Here is a 16,626-nt window from a genome sequence, read left to right as displayed (position 1 = left end):
CGGCACGCCTCATGCGATGCTCGTCGCATGACCTCGGACGTCACGAGGCCCGTCCAACGGAACGCGGCCGCCGCCCCGCTCGTCACCGTCGTGATCCCGCTGCACGACCGTGGCCGGTACATCGCGGAGACCCTGGAGAGCGTGCTCCGGCAGGAGTTCGACCGCTTCGAGGTCGTCGTGGTCGACGACGCCTCGACCGACGACGGCCCCGACGTCGTGCGTCGCTTCCTCGCGGATCCGCGCGTCACCCTGATGCGGCGATCGCACGGCGGCGTCGGTGCGGCTCGCAACGCCGGTGCCGCGCTCGCCGCCGCCTCCAGCGAGTACCTGATCTTCATGGACGACGACGACGTCTCCGAGCCCGACCTCCTGGGCTCGCTCGTCGCAGCGCTCGACGCGCATCCCGATGCGTCCGGCGCGTTCGCACGGGGTGAGTTCATCGACGCGGACGGCGGGCCGGTCCACGACGGCGCGTTCCGCAGCCAGATGATCGCCCGCGAGGAGCTCGGGCTCGCCGACGGCGCATCCTCCGGCGACTACCGCGGTATCGACCAGGTGTTCCTCGCGACGCCGGTCGTGCCGATGGGCAGCCTGCTCATGCGGCGGTCGGCGTTCGAGGCGACGGGCGGCTACGATCCGACGTTCGTGGTCGGCCAGGACTGGGACTTCACGATCCGGCTCGCGCGGCGTGCGCCGCTCGTCGTGGTCGACCGACCGCTCGTGCGGTACCGCCGGCACGGCGGCAACGCGTCCGCCAACCGCGTGCGCGACGTGCGCACGGCCCGCCGAGTGTGGGCGACGGCGTACTTCGCGCCGGAGAACACGGCCGCGGATTCCGCGCTCCTCGCGTCGGTCTGGCGCACGCACCAGCGGCGCACGTCCGCGCGCAAGGTCGCCCGGGGCCGTGCGCTGCTCCGGAGCGGCCGGGTGGTCGACGGGCTCGCGCGACTCGTGGACGGCCTGCTGCATCGCGCCCTCCGGCGCCCCCTGAAGGCCTGGCTCCGACCCGTCGCGGGGTCGGGCGGCACCGGGACGCAGCGCACGATCGCGGTCGAGCGCGGACAGGTCGTCGCCCCGCACTGACGTGCGCCGCGACGTCGTGCCGACATACGCGAGCGGGCCTCGGAACCGGGTCCTAGACTGTCCAGCGGGCAACGACGGAGTCGTCCACGCACATCCCCATCACAGAGGAGTTCACTGTGGCATTCATCGAAGCTGTCGGCGCACGGGAGATCCTGGATTCGCGCGGCAACCCCACGGTCGAGGTCGAGGTGCTCCTCGACGACGGGACCGTCTCGCGGGCCGCGGTGCCCTCGGGGGCATCGACCGGCGCGTTCGAGGCGTACGAGCTGCGCGACGGCGAGGCCGACCGCTACCTCGGCAAGGGCGTGCAGAAGGCCGTCGACGCCGTGCTCGACGAGCTCGGCCCGGCCATCGAGGACCTCGACGCCGCCGACCAGCGCGTCGTCGACGCGACGCTCATCGAGGCCGACGGCACCGACAACAAGGGCCGGCTCGGCGCGAACGCCATCCTCGGCGTGAGCCTCGCCGTCGCCAAGGCCGCCGCCGACTCGGCCGACCTTCCGCTCTTCCGCTACCTCGGCGGACCGAACGCGCACGTGCTGCCGGTGCCGATGATGAACATCATCAACGGCGGCGCGCACGCCGACACGGGCGTCGACATCCAGGAGTTCATGGTCCTCCCGGTCGGCGCGCCGACGTACTCCGAGGGTCTCCGCTGGGGCGTCGAGACGTACCACGCGCTGAAGAGCCTCCTCAAGTCGAAGGGCCTCTCGACGGGGCTCGGCGACGAGGGCGGCTTCGCGCCCGACCTCGCGAGCAACCGCGCGGCACTCGACCTCATCGCCGAGGCGATCGGCAAGGCCGGCTTCACGCTCGGCACCGACATCGCGCTGGGCCTCGACGTCGCGTCGACCGAGTTCTTCGAGAACGGCGTCTACCGCTTCGAGGGACAGGACCGCACGGCCGCCGAGATGAGCGCGTACTACGGCGAACTCGCCGACGCGTACCCGCTGGTCTCGATCGAGGACCCGCTCGCCGAGGACGACTGGGAGGGCTGGGCGACGCTCACCGAGCAGCTCGGCTCGAAGCTCCAGCTCGTCGGCGACGACCTGTTCGTCACCAATCCGACGCGTCTCGCGGACGGCATCGCGAAGCACGCCGGCAACTCGATCCTCGTGAAGGTGAACCAGATCGGCACGCTCACCGAGACGCTCGACGCGGTCAAGCTCGCGCAGCGCGCCGGCTACACCGCGGTGCTCTCGCACCGCTCGGGTGAGACCGAGGACACGACGATCGCCGACCTCGCCGTGGCGACCGACTGCGGTCAGATCAAGACGGGCGCGCCCGCCCGGTCCGAGCGGGTGGCCAAGTACAATCAGCTTCTGAGGATCGAAGAAGAGCTCGGCGAGGCCGCGGAGTACGCGGGTCGCTCGGCATTCCCGCGCTTCACGGCGTGACGCGTACCTGAGACGCACGACGGGGGTGGCCGGTGGCCGCCCCCGTCGGTCATTCCAGCGAGGTGAGGAGGACGATGAACGCCGCACGTCGTCCCTCGCGTCCCGATCGCACGTCGAGCCGGGCGAGCCGAGGCTCGAAGGCCGCGCCGGGTGCGAAGCGCACGTCCGGTGCGGAGGGCGCGACCGCTGCGAAGGGCGGCAAGCGCTCGACGGCTCCGAAGGGCGGCAAGCGCGCGCCGCGGCAGTCGATCCGGCAGGTCGCCGAGACCTGGCTCGCCGGCATCCGCTTCTCCGGGTTCTCGATCATCATGATGGGCGTGCTCGTGCTGGCCGTGGTCGTGCTCGCGCCGAGCATCGCGGCGTACGCGGCGCAACGCCAGCAGATCGCCGAGCTGAAGGCCGACGTCGCCCGGCAGGAGGCGGACGTGGCGCGCCTGACGGAGGAGCGCGAGCGCTGGAACGACGAGACCTTCATCGTCACGCAGGCGCGCGAGCGGCTCTACTACGTGCTTCCGGGCGAGGTGAGCTACCTCGTGATCGACGACCGCGACCCGGCGGCGGCGATCACCGCCGACCGTGCGGTGTCGGCCGAGGTGACCGAGGCGCGGGGCGACTGGATGCAGACGATGCTGCGGTCGGTCATGACCGCCGGCCTGGCCCAGAGTGCGACGGATGCCTCGCAGCAGGCGCCCGACGCGACCGACCGACCCGCTGACGAGGGGAACCGATGACCCGCCCGCCGTTCGAACCCGTCTCCGACCGAGACCTCCGGATCGTCTCGGCGCAGCTCGGGCGACCCGCGCGCGACGTCGTGGGCATCGCGGCGCGCTGCGTGTGCGGCGCGCCGACGGTCGTCTCCACCCGGCCGCGCCTGTCCGACGGCACGCCGTTCCCGACGTTCTACTACCTCACCCATCCGGTCGCGACCGCCGCCATGTCGTTCCTCGAGGCCGCGCAGCTCATGGTCGAGTTCACCGACCTGCTCGCGCGCGACGAGGACGTCCGAGCGGCCTACCGCGCCGCGCACGAGCAGTACCTCTCCGACCGCGCCATGTTCGGCGTCGTCGAGGAGATCGCGGGCGTCTCCGCCGGTGGCATGCCCACTCGCGTGAAGTGCCTGCACGCGCTCGCCGGCCAGGCGCTGGCCGCCGGCCCCGGCGTGAACCCGATCGGCGACCTGGCGCTCGAGCGGTCGACGTGGTCGCCCGACGTCTGCCGGTGTCCCGACTACGGCGTCGACGACGTCGAGGAGGGGGCGACCGCGTGAGCCGCCTCCGCGCCCGTCGCGCCCGGCATGCCCCCCGGGCGCTTCCGCCTGCGCGCCGCCGACCGATCTGGCGTGCGGGCGTCGCCGCAGTCGTCGCCGGCGTCCTCGCACTCTCGGGCGCCGCCCCCGCGCAGGCCGACACCGTCCGCGACCTGCAGTATTGGCTGAACGACTACGGATTCACGCAGGCCTGGACGATGTCGCGCGGCGACGACGTGACGGTCGCGATCATCGACACCGGCGTGAACGGCGACGTCGCCGAACTCGAGGGCGTCGTGATCGGCGGCACGGATGTCTCGGGCATCGGTTCGCCCGATGGCCAGACGCCCGTCGGCGAAGAGGAGGAGCACGGCACGATGGTCGCCTCCCTCCTGGCCGGCCGCGGCACCGGCGAGGGCAACGGCGTGATCGGCGTCGCTCCCGACGCCGACCTGCTGACGGCATCCGTCGCCTTCGGCCTCGACACCGGGGCGGAGAAGACCAACGACGACCAGATCGCCGAGGCCGTCGTCTGGGCGGTCGACAACGGCGCCGACGTCATCAACATGTCGCTCACGCGGAACACGCCGGACTGGCCGGAGAGCTGGGACGACGCGTTCCAGTACGCGTTCGAGAACGACGTGGTGGTCGTCGCCGCCGCAGGCAACCGCGGGTCGGGCACGACCCAGGTCGGCGCGCCCGCGACGATCCCCGGAGTCCTCGCCGTGGCCGGCGTCGACCGCGAGCAGAACGCGAGCTTCGACGCGAGCTCCCAGGGCATCACGATCGCCGTCGCCGCGCCGAGCGAGGACCTGGTCGGCGTGCTCCCCGACGGCAGCCACGTGGTGTGGTCCGGCACGAGCGCTGCGGCGCCACTGGTCTCCGGTCTCGTCGCGCTCGTGCGCTCCGCGTACCCCGAGCTGGACGCCGCGAACGTCATCAACCGCATCATCCGCACCGCCGACCCGAAGGGCGAGGAGGTGCCGGGACCGCTCTACGGATACGGGATCATCGACCCGGTCGCGGCGCTCACGGCCGAGGTCGAGGCGGTGGAGCAGAACCCTCTCGGCAGCCTCGAGGAGTGGATCCGCGTGCACCGGCGAGCGGACCTCCCCGACGCGGAGGGCTCGGAGGGCACCGACGACCAGGAGATCGTCCCCATCGCCGACCCCCCGCCGCCGCGCGCGGACAGCGCGAAGACCCTTCTGCCGACACCATGGACGTTGTCTTATATCACGGTGCCGCTCTCGCTGGTCGCCGGGTTTGGTACGCTAGCAGCGCTGTTGGGCATCGGCGCCACTCGGCACATCAGGCGTTCCACGCGCTCCGACGCGTAGGCGACGCAGGCATCACAGATCCAAGGAGTCCATTCACCGTGCCCAAGATTCTGATCGTCGGTGGCGGCTATGCGGGGTTCTACACGGCGTGGAAGCTCGAGAAGTGGCTGCGTCCCGGCGAAGCCGAGGTGACCGTCGTCGACCCGCTGCCGTACATGACCTACCAGCCGTTCCTCCCCGAGGTGGCTGCGGGTTCGATCGAGGCCCGTCACTCGGTCGTGTCGCTGCGTCGTCACCTCAAGAAGACCAACGTCATCACGGCGAAGGTGACCGGCATCGACCACGCGTCGAAGACCGCCACCATCACGCCGGAGGCGGGCGAGCCGTGGCAGTTCGACTACGACGTGGTCGTGGTCACGGGCGGCGCCGTGTCGCGCACGTTCCCGATCCCGGGCGTGGCGGACCAGGCCTACGGCCTCAAGACCATCGAGGAGGCCGTCGCGATCCGCGACCGCCTGCTCACGAACTTCGACAAGGCCGCGAACCTCCCCGCGGGCCCCGAGCGCGACCGCCTGCTGACGGTCGTCGTCGTCGGCGGCGGCTTCGCCGGCATCGAGGTGTTCGCCGAGCTCCGCTCGTTCGCGAGCGCGCTGCTCGAGTTCTACCCGCAGCTCTCGTTCGACGACACGCACTTCCACCTCATCGAGGCGATGGGCCGGATCATGCCCGAGGTGTCGCTGCCCACGAGCCACTGGGTGATCAAGCACCTCGCCCAGCGCGGCGCCGAGATCCACCTCGACACCCAGCTCACGAGCGCCGTCGACGGCCGGATCGAGCTCTCGACGGGTGAGACCTTCGAGACCGACCTCATCGTGTGGACCGCCGGCGTCATGGCGAACCCGGCGATCGTCCGCACGAGCGACCTTCCCGTCGAGGAACGGGGTCGCATCAAGGCGCGCCCCGACCTCCGCGTGGGCGACGAGGACGACATCGTTCCCGACGCCTGGGCGGCCGGCGACATCGCCGCCGTGCCCGACCTCACGGGCGGCGGCGTCGGCGGCTACTGCGTGCCCAACGCGCAGCACGCGGTCCGCCAGGGCAAGCTCATGGCGAAGAACATCGTCGCGGTGCTCCGCGGCGAGGAGCCGAAGGACTACGTCCACAAGAACCTCGGCGCGGTCGCCGGCCTGGGCATCGGTTCCGGCGCGTTCCAGTCGGGCAAGCTCGCGATCACGGGCTTGCTCGCGTGGTTCGCCCACCGCGGCTACCACGGTCTCGCGATGCCGACGTGGGAGCGCAAGTTCCGCGTGTTCTGGGGCTGGTGGAACAACTTCTGGCTCGGGCGCGACATCGTCTCGCTCAGTGCGGTGCAGAACCCGCGCGCCGAGTTCGAGCGCTTCGCCGCGCGTCCGAAGCCCGCGGGCGAGGTCGCGGCGCCGGCAGCTCCGGCGAAGTCGGAGGCCAAGAAGCCCGCTGCGAAGTCGGCCAAGCAGGTCGAGAAGGCCGTCGCCGCCAAGTAGCGCGTCCTATGCTGTGACGCGGTGCCGGCCCCCTCGGCCGGCACCGCGCTCCCGTAGCCCAATCGGCAGAGGCAGGCGACTTAAAATCGCCTCAGTCTGGGTTCGAATCCCAGCGGGAGCACGCGATCGGCCTTCGCCGCCGGGCCGCGTCGGAGGCCGCTGCCGAGCTGTTCAGGACAACCGGTCGATCCGTCGGAGGATCAGCCCCTCGCGGAGCGCCCACGGCGAGACCTCGAGGGTCTTCGCCTTGAAGGCGCGCATCGTCTCCGAGAGGACGACCGCTCCCGCCACGATCTGGAACGTGCGGTCGGCCGTGATGCCGGGAAGGTTGGGCCTCGCGTCGGCCGGGATCTTCGCCAGGCGCGGGATCCAGTCGTCGAGGCGCGAGAGCTTCAGGATGCTGCGCTCCTCCGAGCCGACGCCCTCCTCCGTGCTTCCCGCGAGCCGGGCGAGCGAGCGGATGGTCTTCGACGAACCGACCACGTGGTCGACCTCGGGGATACCGCCGATCTCGTCGACGGTCGACCGGAGGACGGCGCGGGCATGCGTGCGGAGCGCGTCGACCTGCTCGTCGGTCGGCGGGTCGGTCGAGAGGTACTCGATGGTGGACCGGCCGGCGCCGAGCGGCACGGAGCGCGCGTTGTCGGGGACCTCGTCACCGCCGTGGGCGATCTCGAGCGACCCGCCGCCGATGTCGAAGAGCAGGATGCGGCCCGCCGACCAGCCGTACCAGCGGCGGACGGCGAGGAACGTGATCCGGGCCTCGTCGGCGCCGCTCAGCACGTCGAGGTGGATCCCTGCGGCCTCCTCGATGAGCGCGAGCACCTCCGCGCCGTTCGTCGCCTCGCGGATGGCCGAGGTCGCGAACGCGAGGAGTTCGTCGATGCCGGATTCCTTCGCGACGTCGGATGCTTCGCGGACGGCCTCCAGGATGGCCTCGACGCCGGCCTCGCTGATCGACCCGTCGTCGTCCAGGTAGCGCATGAGCCGCAGCACCGCCTTGTGCGACGCGGCCGGGATCGGCCGGGCGCCCGGGTGGGCGTCGACCACGAGCAGGTGGACGGTGTTGGATCCGACGTCGAGAACCCCGAGGCGCATGCTGCGAGCGTACCGGGAGGCTGGTGCGGCGCGCGCGGTGTGTGCATACTTGGACGAACTGGGACGGCCGTCCCAGTTCCGTGTCCCCGGCGCCGATGTCGAGCACGCGCCGAGAGGAGTGCCGTGTCCCGCATGTCCGCCGCCGAGCGCCGCCCGGCCCTCATCGAGGCGGGACTGCGCGTGATCGCCCGTGCGGGCATCTCAGGCGCCTCGACGCGCGCCATCGTCGCCGAGGCGGGCATGTCGCTCGCGAGCTTCCACTACGCGTTCGAGTCGCGCGAGGCGTTCCTCGACGAGCTGACGGCGACGGTCGTCGTGCGTGAGACCCAGGCCGTGCTGCCGCTCCCGGAGGTGGACGGCGACCTGCGCGACGTCATCGAGGCGGGCTTCCTCCGCTACCTCGAGCACCTCCGCGCCGATCCGGCGCACGAGCAGGCCATGCTCGAGCTCACGCAGCACGCCCTGCGCGAGCCGGAGCGCCATCCGCTCGCGGTCGCGCAGTACCGGCGCTACGCCGACTTCGCCGAGGAGGCGCTCACGCTGGCCGCCGAGCGCGCCGGCGTCTCGTGGCGCTCACCGGTCTCCGAGGTCGCGGGTGTGCTCGTCGCGTTCTCCGACGGCATCACCCTGAACTGGCTCGTCCACCGCGACGACCACGCCGCGCGTGCGGCCGCGCGCGCGGCCGCCGATGCCCTCTCCAGAATGGCGGACTCCCAGTGACGCGTACCGACGACGCCGCATCCACCCCTCCCGGGGCCACGCCGGGCACGATCCCGGCCGACGGTGCCTTCGCCGAGCCGACCCGTCCGGTGCGCGCCGGCTGGATGGCCGCGTTCGCCGCCGCGTGGCTCGGCATCTGGATGGCCCAGCTCACCCCCGTGCAACTGCTGCTGCCCGCGCAGATCGACGCCGAGCTGCGGCCGGACGACTGGATCGAGAGCGTCGTGGCGTTCGGCGCGGTCTCGGGGATCGCCGCGGTGTTCGTGGTGATCGCCTACCCGCTGACGGGCGCCCTGTCCGACCGGACGACGTCGCGCTTCGGTCGTCGGCGTCCGTGGATCGCGGGCGGGGCCCTGCTCTTCGCGGCCTCGCTCGTCCTCCTCGGCCTGCAGCACGAGCTGTGGGCCATCGGGTCGGCGTGGGTCGGCGCGACCATCGGCTTCTGCGTCATGACCGCGGCGCTGACCGCGACGATCTCCGATCGGGTGCCCGTCGACCAGCGCGGCGTGGTGTCGGGCTGGATGTCGGCGCCCCAGGCGGTCGGCATCATCCTCGGCCTGGTGCTCGTGACCATGGTGTTTACCGGGCAGGTCAGCGGGTACGTCGTCGTCGCCGCGGCGCTCATCGTGCTCGCGGTACCGTTCCTGCTCCGACCGGAGGCGCCGCTCGCCCCCGGCGACCGGGCGAGGGTGACCGCGCGCGGCATCCTCTCGAGCCTCTGGATCAGCCCGCGCAGGCACCCCGACTTCGGGTGGACCCTGCTCAGCCGCGTCCTCGTCTCGATCGGCAACGCACTCGGGACCAGCCTGCTGCTGTACTTCCTGATGTTCGGGCTCGGCGACCCGAACGCCGAGGACGACCTGCTCGTCCTGACGCTCGTCTACATGGTGTTCGTGATCGTCGCATCGCTGGCGTTCGGCCGGCTCTCCGACCTGCTCGGCCGGCGTCGGATCTTCGTGCTGCTCGCGTCGGCGCTGCAGGGCGTCGCAGCGCTCCTGCTCGCCGTCATGCCGTCGATCGCCGTGGCGATGGTCGCCGCGGGGCTCCTCGGACTCGCGTACGGCTGCTTCCTCTCGGTCGACCAGGCGCTCGCGACGCAGGTGCTGCCCGACCCCGCATCGCGCGGCAAGGACCTCGGCATCATGAACATCGCAACCGCCGTGCCCCAGTCGGTCGGCCCGCTGCTCGGAGCGCTCGCCGTCGCGGCGACCGGCTCGTTCACGCTGGTCTTCGCACTCGGAGCGGGCTTCGCGTTCGCCGGCGCCGCGGCGGTCTCCCGCGTCCGGAGCGTCCGATGACGGCCGCGCTCGACCTCCGTCCGTCCGCCGCGCGGACGTGGCTCGAGCCGTCAGCCCACTGGCCGGCGCTCACCGAGGCGACGCGGCACCTCGACGCGCCGGTCGGCGCCCTGCACCTGGGCGCCCTGCGCTGGAACGCGCAGGAGATGCTGCGCCGTGCCGCCGGCACGCCCATCCGCATCGCCACGAAGTCGATCCGGGTCCGCGCGGTCGTCGAGGCGCTCCTCGCGCTGCCCGGCTATCGGGGCGTCCTCGCGTACACGCTCGGCGAGGCGATCCGGCTGGCCGAGCGGATGCCGCGGCTCGACGACCTCGTCGTCGGCTACCCGACCGCCGAGGTCGCGGGCATCCGCCGGCTCGCGACCGACCCCGACCTCGCGCGCCGCATCACCCTCATGGTCGACTCGCCCGCCCAGCTCGACCTCGTGGACGCGGTCCTGCCGCCGACGCAGCGCGAGACCCTCAGGGTGTGCCTCGAGCTCGACGCCTCCTGGCGCGCGCCCGTGCTCGGCCACCTCGGCGTGCGCCGCTCGCCGGTGCACGAGCCCGAGGACGCCGGCGCGCTCGCCGCGTACGTCGCCGCGCGCCCCGGCTTCCGCGTCGTCGGGCTGATGGCGTACGAGGCGCAGATCGCGGGCGTCGCGAACGCGCCGCACGGCCGTCCCGTCGACGGGGCGGTGAACCGCTGGATGCAGTCCCGCTCGCTGCCCGAACTCGTCGAGCGCCGCGCCCGCGCGGTCGCCTCGGTGCGGCGCCATGCCGAACTCGAGTTCGTGAACGGCGGCGGCACCGGATCGCTCGAGGCGACCGCCGCGGACCCGTCGGTCACCGAACTCGGCGCGGGATCCGGCATCCTCGCCGGCCACCTCTTCGACGGCTACGCCCACTTCACGCCCGCGCCGGCGGCGGCGTTCGCGCTCGACGTCGTGCGTTCCCCGAGCCCTCGCCACGCGACCGTCCTCGGCGGCGGCTGGGTCGCGTCCGGCCCTCCTGCGGCCGACCGGCTGCCCCGGATCGTCTGGCCGGAGGGGCTCCGGATGCTGCCGCGCGAGGGTGCGGGGGAGGTGCAGACCCCGCTGACCGGCGACGGCGCCGGGCGCCTGCGACCGGGCGACCGGGTGTGGTTCCGGCACACCAAGTCCGGGGAGCTCGCCGAGCACCTGAACGAGTTCGCCGTGGTCGACGGCGACGAGTTCGTCGGCACGGTGCCGACGTATCGTGGAGACGGGGAGGCGTTCCTGTGACGGCGAGCGGAGCGGTCTGGCGCAACTGGGGGCGCACCGCGGCGGTGCGCCCGAATCGGATCGAGCGCCCGGCCGACGAGGGTGCGGTGCAGCGCGCGGTGCTCGCCGCGGAGGGCCGGCGCATCAAGCCCGTGGGGTCCGGCCACAGCTTCACCGCGATCGCGGCCGCGCCGGACATCCAGCTCGACCTCACCGACCTCTCCGGAGTCCTCGCAGCGGATGCCGCCTCCGGCCGCGTCACGCTCGGCGCCGGCACCCCGCTGCATCGACTGCCGCACCTGCTCGAGCCCTACGGGCTCGCGATGGCGAACATGGGCGACATCGACCGGCAGACCATCTCGGGCGCGACCTCGACCGGGACGCACGGGACGGGGATCCGCTTCGGCGGTCTCGCGACGCAGGTCGTCGGCGCTCGGATCGTGACCGGCACGGGCGAGCTCCTCACGATCGGCGAGGCCGAGCGCGCCGAACTGCTCCCCGCGGTGCGGGTCGGCCTCGGCGCCCTCGGCGTGCTCACCGAGCTGACGCTCCAGCTCGTGCCGCGGTTCGTGCTGCACGCCGTCGAGCGGACCGAGCCGCTCGAACTCGTCCTCGACGAGTGGATGCCGCGTGTGCGCGCCCACGACCACTTCGAGTTCTACTGGTTCCCTCACACGACGACGGCCCTCACGAAGACCGACACGCGGCTCCCCGGCGACGCCCACCGGTCGCCGCTCGGTCGCGCCGAGCGCTGGATCTCCGACGAGGTCCTCGCCAACGGCGTCTACCGGATGATGTGCGCGCTCGGCCGTGTCGCTCCCGCCGCCACGCCGCCGCTCGCGCGGCTCGTCGAGCGATTCACCGGCAACCGGGACTTCAGCGACCTCTCGCCGAACGTCTTCACGACGAACCGGTCGGTCCGGTTCCGCGAGATGGAGTACGCGATCCCGCTCGAGGCGGTTCCCGAGGCGTTCCGCGCCATCCGCTCCCTCATCGCGACCCGCGGATGGCGCATCAGCTTCCCGATCGAGGTCCGGGCCGCCGCTCCCGACGAGAACTGGCTGTCGACCGCATATCGGCGGGAGACCGGGTACATCGCCGTCCACCGCTACTTCCGCGAGGACCCCGCCGCGTACTTCGCAGGGGTCGAGGACATCATGCGCTCGCTCGGCGGACGGCCGCACTGGGGCAAGATGCACACCCAGACCGCCGAGTCCCTCCGGCTGCGGTATCCCCGATTCGACGACTTCCTCGCGGTGCGCGCCGAACTGGATCCGGAGCGGCGATTCGCCAACCCGTACCTCGACCGCGTGCTGGGCGGCGCCGACGGGGCCGGCGGCCGGTCGGAGGTCAGGGCGTTCGACGGCGCAGCGTGATCGACCCGAGCACGATCGACCCGACGATCCAGGCCCCGATCACCAGCACCTTCCCCCAGATCCACGCCGCGTCCTCCGAGCCGTCCGCGACGGCCGTCAGCGCGTCGATCGCGAAGCTCAGCGGGAGCGCGTCGCCGATCGCCTGGAGCACCTCGGGGAGCTGGTCGCGCGGCAGGAAGATCCCGCCCAGCAGGATCTGCGGGAACACCAGCACGGGCATGAACTGCACCACCTGGAACTCGGTGCGCGCGAACGCGCTGGCGAGGAGGCCGAGCGCGGTGCCGAGGAGGGCATCGGAGACCGCCACGGCGAACAGGAGCCAGATCGACCCCTCGATCTCGAGGCCGCACACCCAGACGGCCCACGACACCGCGATCGCCGTCTGGAAGATCGCCAGCAGTCCGAACGCCAGCGCGTAGCCCAGGATGAAGTCGCCCTTGCCGAGCGGCATCGAGAAGAGCCGCTCCAGGGTCCCCGAGCGCCGCTCGCGGAGCGTCGCGATGCTCGTGACGAGGAACATCACGATGAAGGGGAACAGTGCGATCATCGCCGGGCCGATCGTGGCGAACACGTCGGTGTCGGTGAAGATCCAGGCGACGAGGCCGATGAGCAGGCTCGGCACGACGAGCAGCAGCCCGATGGTGCGCGGATCGTGCCGGATCTGGCCGAGCACCCGACCGGCGGTCGCGAGCGTGCGCGCGGGCGTCATCGCGGCGCCTCCTCGTCGGTCATCGGCGTGGTCGCGCGCTCGATGAGCGTGAGGAACGCGGTCTCCATGTCGTCGGTCCCGGTCGCGGCGAGCACGCTCGCGACGGACGCGTCGGCGAGCAGCTCGCCGTTGCGCATGAGCAGGAGCTGGTCGCAGCGCTTGGCCTCGTCCATCACGTGGCTCGAGACGACGAGCGTCGCACCCTCTCCGGCCAACTGGTGGAAGAGCTCCCACAGCTCGACGCGCAGCACCGGGTCGAGCCCGACCGTGGGTTCGTCGAGCACGAGCAGTTCGGCGTCGCCGAGGAGCGCGGCGGCGAGGGACACCCGGCTCCGCTGCCCACCGGAGAGCGAGCCCGCGAGGCGGCGCTCGACGTCGCCGAGGTGCGTCCTGGCGATCGCCTCGTCGACCTTCTCCTTCGGGACGCCGAGCACGCGAGCGAAGTAGGCGAGGTTCTGCCGAACGGTGAGGTCGTCGTACACGCTCGGCTGCTGGGTCACGTACGCGACGCGGCGGCGGAGCTCGCGCGAACCGGCGGGGAGTCCGAGCACCTCGACCGAGCCCGACTGCACGACCTGCACGCCGACGATGGAGCGCATGAGCGTCGTCTTGCCGCTTCCGCTCGGTCCGAGGAGTCCGACGATCCGCCCGCGCTGCACGTCGAGCGAGAGCCCGTGGAGCACCTGCGTCTTCGCGCGGCGCACGTGCAGGTCGCGGACGACGATGACGGAGTCCGCGCCCTCGCCCTCGGCGGTCCCGGCGGCACCGGGCACGGCCACGGCCGCCGTCGGTGCGCGGTGGCGCGCGTGCGGGATGGAGGACTCTGCCACGAGGCCGAGCCTACGCCCGGAGGCACGCCTCCGCTCGCTTCGAGTCTCATGGGAGTTGAGGCGCCTCGCAGGCCCGATCGTTAGGATTGAGCGTCCAGTGAATTCGTCGCCGAAGCCTCAGGAGTCCCCGCCATGGAATGGCTGATCCCGCTCATCATCGTCGTCGTCCTCGTCCTGGTGATCGGCATCTACCTGTGGGCGACCTACAACTCCCTGGTGACGCTCAACGTCCGCGTCGACGAGGCGTGGAGCGACATCACGGTGCAGCTGAAGCGTCGCGCCGACCTGATCCCGAACCTCATCGAGGCGGTGAAGGGCTACGCCGCCCACGAGAAGGCCGTCTTCGAGAACGTCACCAAGGCACGTGCCGAGACGCTCGCCGCCGGTGGCCCGGCCGAGGCATCCGCTGCCGAGAACCACATGCAGCAGGCGCTCAAGTCGATCTTCGCGGTCGCCGAGGCGTACCCGCAGCTCCAGGCGAGCCAGAACTTCCTGCAGCTGCAGTCCGAGCTCGTCGACACCGAGGACAAGATCCAGGCCGCCCGCCGCTTCTACAACGGCGGCGTGCGCGAGCTCAACACGAAGATCAAGGTCTTCCCGAACACGCTCTTCGTGCGCGGCCTCGGCTTCCACGAGCGCGAGTTCTTCGAGGTGACGGAGGCGGCGGCGATCGCCGAACCTCCGCGCGTGCAGTTCTAGCCGCCGATGTACCGAGCGATCGCCCGGAACAAGCGCAACTCCGTCTTCACGATCCTGCTCTTCCTCGCCATCGTCGGCGGGCTCGGCTACCTCGCCGCGGTGATCTACCAGGACCTGACCATCGTGGTGATCACGCTCGTCATCGCGACGGCGTACGCGCTCTTCCAGTACTTCACCGCCGACCGGCAGGCCCTCGCGATGTCGGGTGCCGTCGAGATCCACAGCGTGTCGGAGCATCCGCGGCTCTGGCGCACCGTCGAGAACCTCTCGATCACGACCGGCACGCAGATGCCTCGCGTCTTCGTCATCTCGGATCCCGCGCCGAACGCCTTCGCCACGGGGCGCGACCCCGAGCACGCGATCGTCGCGGCGACCACCGGGCTGCTCGAGATCATGGACGACTCCGAGCTCGAGGGCGTCATGGCGCACGAGCTCGGCCATGTCCGCAACTACGACATCCGGCTCTCCATGATCGTGTTCGGCCTCGTCGTCGCAGTGGGCTTCATCTCCGACATGTTCGTGCGCATGGCCTTCTTCGGGCGCAACAGCAACGGCAACCCGGTCGTCATGATCTTCGGCCTGGTGGCGATGCTCATCGCACCGCTCGTGGCGAGCCTCGTGCAGCTCGCGATCTCGCGGCAGCGCGAGTACCTGGCGGATGCCACGGGCGCGATGACCACCCGTCATCCCGACGCGCTCGCACGTGCGCTGCTCAAGCTCGAGCAGTACGGCCGCCCGATGCGGCGGCAGAACTCGTCGATGGCGCACCTCTGGATCGCCGACCCGCTGAAGCCCGGCGTCATCGACCGCCTGTTCGCGACGCACCCGCCGATCCCCGATCGGGTCAAGCGCCTGCACGAGATGGGCCGGAGCTTCTAGACCGCGGTCGCCTCCGGCGTCGAGCTCGCGAGCGCGGGGCTCCCGAGCGCCGAGCGCAGCTCGGGGGAGAGGTCGCCGCGACCCGCCACCGCGACCTCGTCGAGCCCCTGCCAGGCGGCGGCATTGCGGAGGACGGGCACGAGGCGTTCGGCGGTGTCGGCCGGAGCGCCGGCCTCGACCCAGGCGGACTGCACGCGCAGCACGCGCGCCTTGCGATCGCTCTTGAGGTCGACCCTGCCGACCACGCGGTCGTCGACGAGCACGGGGAGGGAGTAGTAGCCGAACTTGCGCTGCGGCTCGGGCGTGTAGATCTCGATGCGGTAGTGGAAGTCGAACAGTCGCTCCGTGCGGGGCCGGAACCACACGACGGGGTCGAACGGGGAGAGCAGCGCGACGCCCTCGACGCGCCTGGGCCTGCGGGCGTCGCGATGCACCCAGGCGGTCGCCGGCCGGTCGCCGTTGCCCCAGCCCGGCACCTCGACCGGCACCAGGACCCCCGCGTCGACGAGGTCGGCGATCGCGGGGCGGACCTGCGTCTGGAGCATGCGCCAGTAGTCGGCGAGGTCGGCGGCGGTCGCGATGCCCAGCGCCATCGCGGCCCGCTCGACGAGCACGCGCACCGCGTCGGGCTCGGCCGGCCCGTGCTCCAGCAGGTGGGGCTCGAGGCCCTGCTCGGGGAGCGCGTAGATGCGTTCGAACCGTCGCCGCTCGACGCAGACGACCTCGCCCGTGAGGAACATCCACTCGAGCGTGCGCTTCGCGTCGGACCAGCCCCACCACGGCCCGCGCCGCTCGTTGGCGTCATGCTCGATCGCGCTGGCCTGCATCGGCCCATTCGCCGCGAGTTCGGCGCGCAGCCACGAGGCGAGGTCGCGGTGCTCGTGCAGCCAGCCGCCCGATTCGGAGTGGGCCTTGCGCCGGTACTCGGCGCGCCGGAACTCGAACAGCGGCCACAGGTCTCGCGGGATGAACGCGGCCTGGTGCGCCCAGTACTCGACGAGGCGGCCCCTGCGGCCCCACGCCATGCGATCGAGCAGTCCGCGATCGTACGCGCCGAGGCGACTGAGCGGCGGCAGGTAGTGGCTGCGCTCGAACACGTTCACCGAGTCGATCTGCAGGAGGCCGAGCCGGTCGACGACGCCCGCGAGCTGCCGCGTGCCCGGCGTCGCGGGAGCGGCGCGGCCGAAGCCCTGGGCAGCGAGGGCGATGCGACGTGCGAGTGCGGGAGAGACCTGGTCGACCATGGTGCCTCGACCCTAACTGCGACCCCC

At 71.9% G+C, this 16,626-nt stretch carries 16 protein-coding genes and 1 tRNA gene; 13 read left to right on the top strand and 4 right to left on the bottom strand.

The features are described 5' to 3' along the window. The first annotated feature begins 27 nt into the window (after positions 1–27). The 7 genes from GJR97_RS17460 (at position 28) to GJR97_RS17430 (ending at position 6,644) form a co-directional block, all read left to right on the top strand. Positions 28–1,083, top strand: a complete 1,056-nt coding sequence (locus GJR97_RS17460) for a glycosyltransferase family 2 protein (RefSeq protein WP_154348001.1) — start codon at positions 28–30, stop codon at positions 1,081–1,083. Positions 1,084–1,199: 116 nt separating this feature from the next. After that, positions 1,200–2,480: a phosphopyruvate hydratase gene (gene eno, locus GJR97_RS17455; protein WP_324613658.1), complete on the top strand. Its 1,281-nt coding sequence runs from the start codon at positions 1,200–1,202 to the stop codon at positions 2,478–2,480. Between the two features lie 74 nt (positions 2,481–2,554). After that, positions 2,555–3,211 (top strand): FtsB family cell division protein, encoded by a 657-nt coding sequence (locus GJR97_RS17450; RefSeq protein WP_154348000.1) that lies wholly within the window; start codon positions 2,555–2,557, stop codon positions 3,209–3,211. Beyond that, positions 3,208–3,747, top strand: a complete 540-nt coding sequence (locus tag GJR97_RS17445) for a DUF501 domain-containing protein (RefSeq protein WP_154347999.1) — start codon at positions 3,208–3,210, stop codon at positions 3,745–3,747. Before GJR97_RS17450 ends, GJR97_RS17445 begins: the two co-directional genes overlap by 4 nt. Next, a complete protein-coding gene (locus GJR97_RS17440) occupies positions 3,744–5,063 on the top strand; it encodes a S8 family serine peptidase (RefSeq protein WP_324613657.1) in 1,320 nt (439 codons plus the stop codon). The genes GJR97_RS17445 and GJR97_RS17440 overlap by 4 nt, the downstream gene beginning before the upstream one ends. Before the next feature lie 38 nt (positions 5,064–5,101). Beyond that, positions 5,102–6,523, top strand: coding sequence for an NAD(P)/FAD-dependent oxidoreductase (locus GJR97_RS17435; protein ID WP_195760764.1), 1,422 nt, complete (start codon positions 5,102–5,104; stop codon positions 6,521–6,523). A gap of 47 nt (positions 6,524–6,570) precedes the next feature. After that, positions 6,571–6,644 (top strand) — tRNA-Leu (locus GJR97_RS17430). Between the two features lie 50 nt (positions 6,645–6,694). Here GJR97_RS17430 and GJR97_RS17425 read toward each other — a convergent pair. Beyond that, positions 6,695–7,621, bottom strand: coding sequence for a Ppx/GppA phosphatase family protein (locus GJR97_RS17425; RefSeq protein ID WP_154347997.1), 927 nt, complete (start codon positions 7,619–7,621; stop codon positions 6,695–6,697). A 132-nt stretch (positions 7,622–7,753) separates the two neighbouring features. Between GJR97_RS17425 and GJR97_RS17420 the strand changes: the two genes are divergently transcribed. The 4 genes from GJR97_RS17420 to GJR97_RS17405 are packed head-to-tail and all read left to right on the top strand — an operon-like array spanning position 7,754 to position 12,238. Continuing rightward, on the top strand, positions 7,754–8,341 hold the full coding sequence (locus GJR97_RS17420; RefSeq protein WP_229276395.1) for a TetR/AcrR family transcriptional regulator: 588 nt from the start codon (positions 7,754–7,756) through the stop codon (positions 8,339–8,341). Further along, positions 8,338–9,639, top strand: a complete 1,302-nt coding sequence (locus GJR97_RS17415; protein ID WP_324613656.1) for an MFS transporter — start codon at positions 8,338–8,340, stop codon at positions 9,637–9,639. Before GJR97_RS17420 ends, GJR97_RS17415 begins: the two co-directional genes overlap by 4 nt. Continuing rightward, entirely contained in the window at positions 9,636–10,883 is a 1,248-nt protein-coding gene (locus GJR97_RS17410) for an alanine racemase (RefSeq protein ID WP_154347995.1), read from the top strand. Before GJR97_RS17415 ends, GJR97_RS17410 begins: the two co-directional genes overlap by 4 nt. Then, a complete protein-coding gene (locus GJR97_RS17405; protein ID WP_324613655.1) occupies positions 10,880–12,238 on the top strand; it encodes a D-arabinono-1,4-lactone oxidase in 1,359 nt (452 codons plus the stop codon). Before GJR97_RS17410 ends, GJR97_RS17405 begins: the two co-directional genes overlap by 4 nt. On the opposite strand, the gene GJR97_RS17400 is transcribed toward GJR97_RS17405, so the two are convergent. Both GJR97_RS17400 and GJR97_RS17395 read right to left on the bottom strand, forming a co-directional pair. Further along, entirely contained in the window at positions 12,213–12,947 is a 735-nt protein-coding gene (locus GJR97_RS17400) for an ABC transporter permease (RefSeq protein ID WP_154347994.1), read from the bottom strand. The two genes, GJR97_RS17405 and GJR97_RS17400, sit on opposite strands and share 26 nt — an antisense overlap. After that, positions 12,944–13,672, bottom strand: a complete 729-nt coding sequence (locus GJR97_RS17395) for an ABC transporter ATP-binding protein (protein WP_324613677.1) — start codon at positions 13,670–13,672, stop codon at positions 12,944–12,946. Before GJR97_RS17395 ends, GJR97_RS17400 begins: the two co-directional genes overlap by 4 nt. Positions 13,673–13,909: 237 nt before the next feature. Here GJR97_RS17395 and GJR97_RS17390 point away from each other — a divergent pair, with 237 nt between their 5' ends. Together GJR97_RS17390 and GJR97_RS17385 are read left to right on the top strand one after the other, a co-directional pair. After that, positions 13,910–14,476, top strand: coding sequence for a LemA family protein (locus GJR97_RS17390; RefSeq protein WP_154347993.1), 567 nt, complete (start codon positions 13,910–13,912; stop codon positions 14,474–14,476). A gap of 6 nt (positions 14,477–14,482) precedes the next feature. After that, the gene (locus GJR97_RS17385) at positions 14,483–15,355 is read left to right on the top strand and encodes a M48 family metalloprotease (RefSeq protein ID WP_129233868.1); all 873 of its coding nucleotides are present in this window, start codon (positions 14,483–14,485) and stop codon (positions 15,353–15,355) included. On the opposite strand, the gene GJR97_RS17380 is transcribed toward GJR97_RS17385, so the two are convergent. Continuing rightward, complete coding sequence (locus GJR97_RS17380; protein ID WP_154347992.1) at positions 15,352–16,599, bottom strand: winged helix-turn-helix domain-containing protein; 1,248 nt, start codon at positions 16,597–16,599, stop codon at positions 15,352–15,354. The genes GJR97_RS17385 and GJR97_RS17380 overlap by 4 nt on opposite strands. Positions 16,600–16,626: the final 27 nt, after the last annotated feature.

The organism is Agromyces kandeliae (assembly GCF_009674665.1).
GTDB classification, from domain to species: domain Bacteria; phylum Actinomycetota; class Actinomycetes; order Actinomycetales; family Microbacteriaceae; genus Agromyces; species Agromyces kandeliae.
This window is presented reverse-complemented; position numbering and strand designations above follow the sequence as displayed.

Coding starts and splice junctions, on each gene's coding strand:
- GJR97_RS17425 (WP_154347997.1), bottom strand. CDS start 7,621: ATGCGCCTCGGGGTTCTCGACGTCGGATCCAACACCGTCCACCTGCTC.
- GJR97_RS17380 (WP_154347992.1), bottom strand. CDS start 16,599: ATGGTCGACCAGGTCTCTCCCGCACTCGCACGTCGCATCGCCCTCGCT.
- GJR97_RS17420 (WP_229276395.1), top strand. CDS start 7,754: ATGTCCGCCGCCGAGCGCCGCCCGGCCCTCATCGAGGCGGGACTGCGC.
- GJR97_RS17385 (WP_129233868.1), top strand. CDS start 14,483: ATGTACCGAGCGATCGCCCGGAACAAGCGCAACTCCGTCTTCACGATC.
- GJR97_RS17460 (WP_154348001.1), top strand. CDS start 28: ATGACCTCGGACGTCACGAGGCCCGTCCAACGGAACGCGGCCGCCGCC.
- GJR97_RS17445 (WP_154347999.1), top strand. CDS start 3,208: ATGACCCGCCCGCCGTTCGAACCCGTCTCCGACCGAGACCTCCGGATC.
- GJR97_RS17410 (WP_154347995.1), top strand. CDS start 9,636: ATGACGGCCGCGCTCGACCTCCGTCCGTCCGCCGCGCGGACGTGGCTC.
- GJR97_RS17390 (WP_154347993.1), top strand. CDS start 13,910: ATGGAATGGCTGATCCCGCTCATCATCGTCGTCGTCCTCGTCCTGGTG.
- GJR97_RS17400 (WP_154347994.1), bottom strand. CDS start 12,947: ATGACGCCCGCGCGCACGCTCGCGACCGCCGGTCGGGTGCTCGGCCAG.
- GJR97_RS17450 (WP_154348000.1), top strand. CDS start 2,555: ATGAACGCCGCACGTCGTCCCTCGCGTCCCGATCGCACGTCGAGCCGG.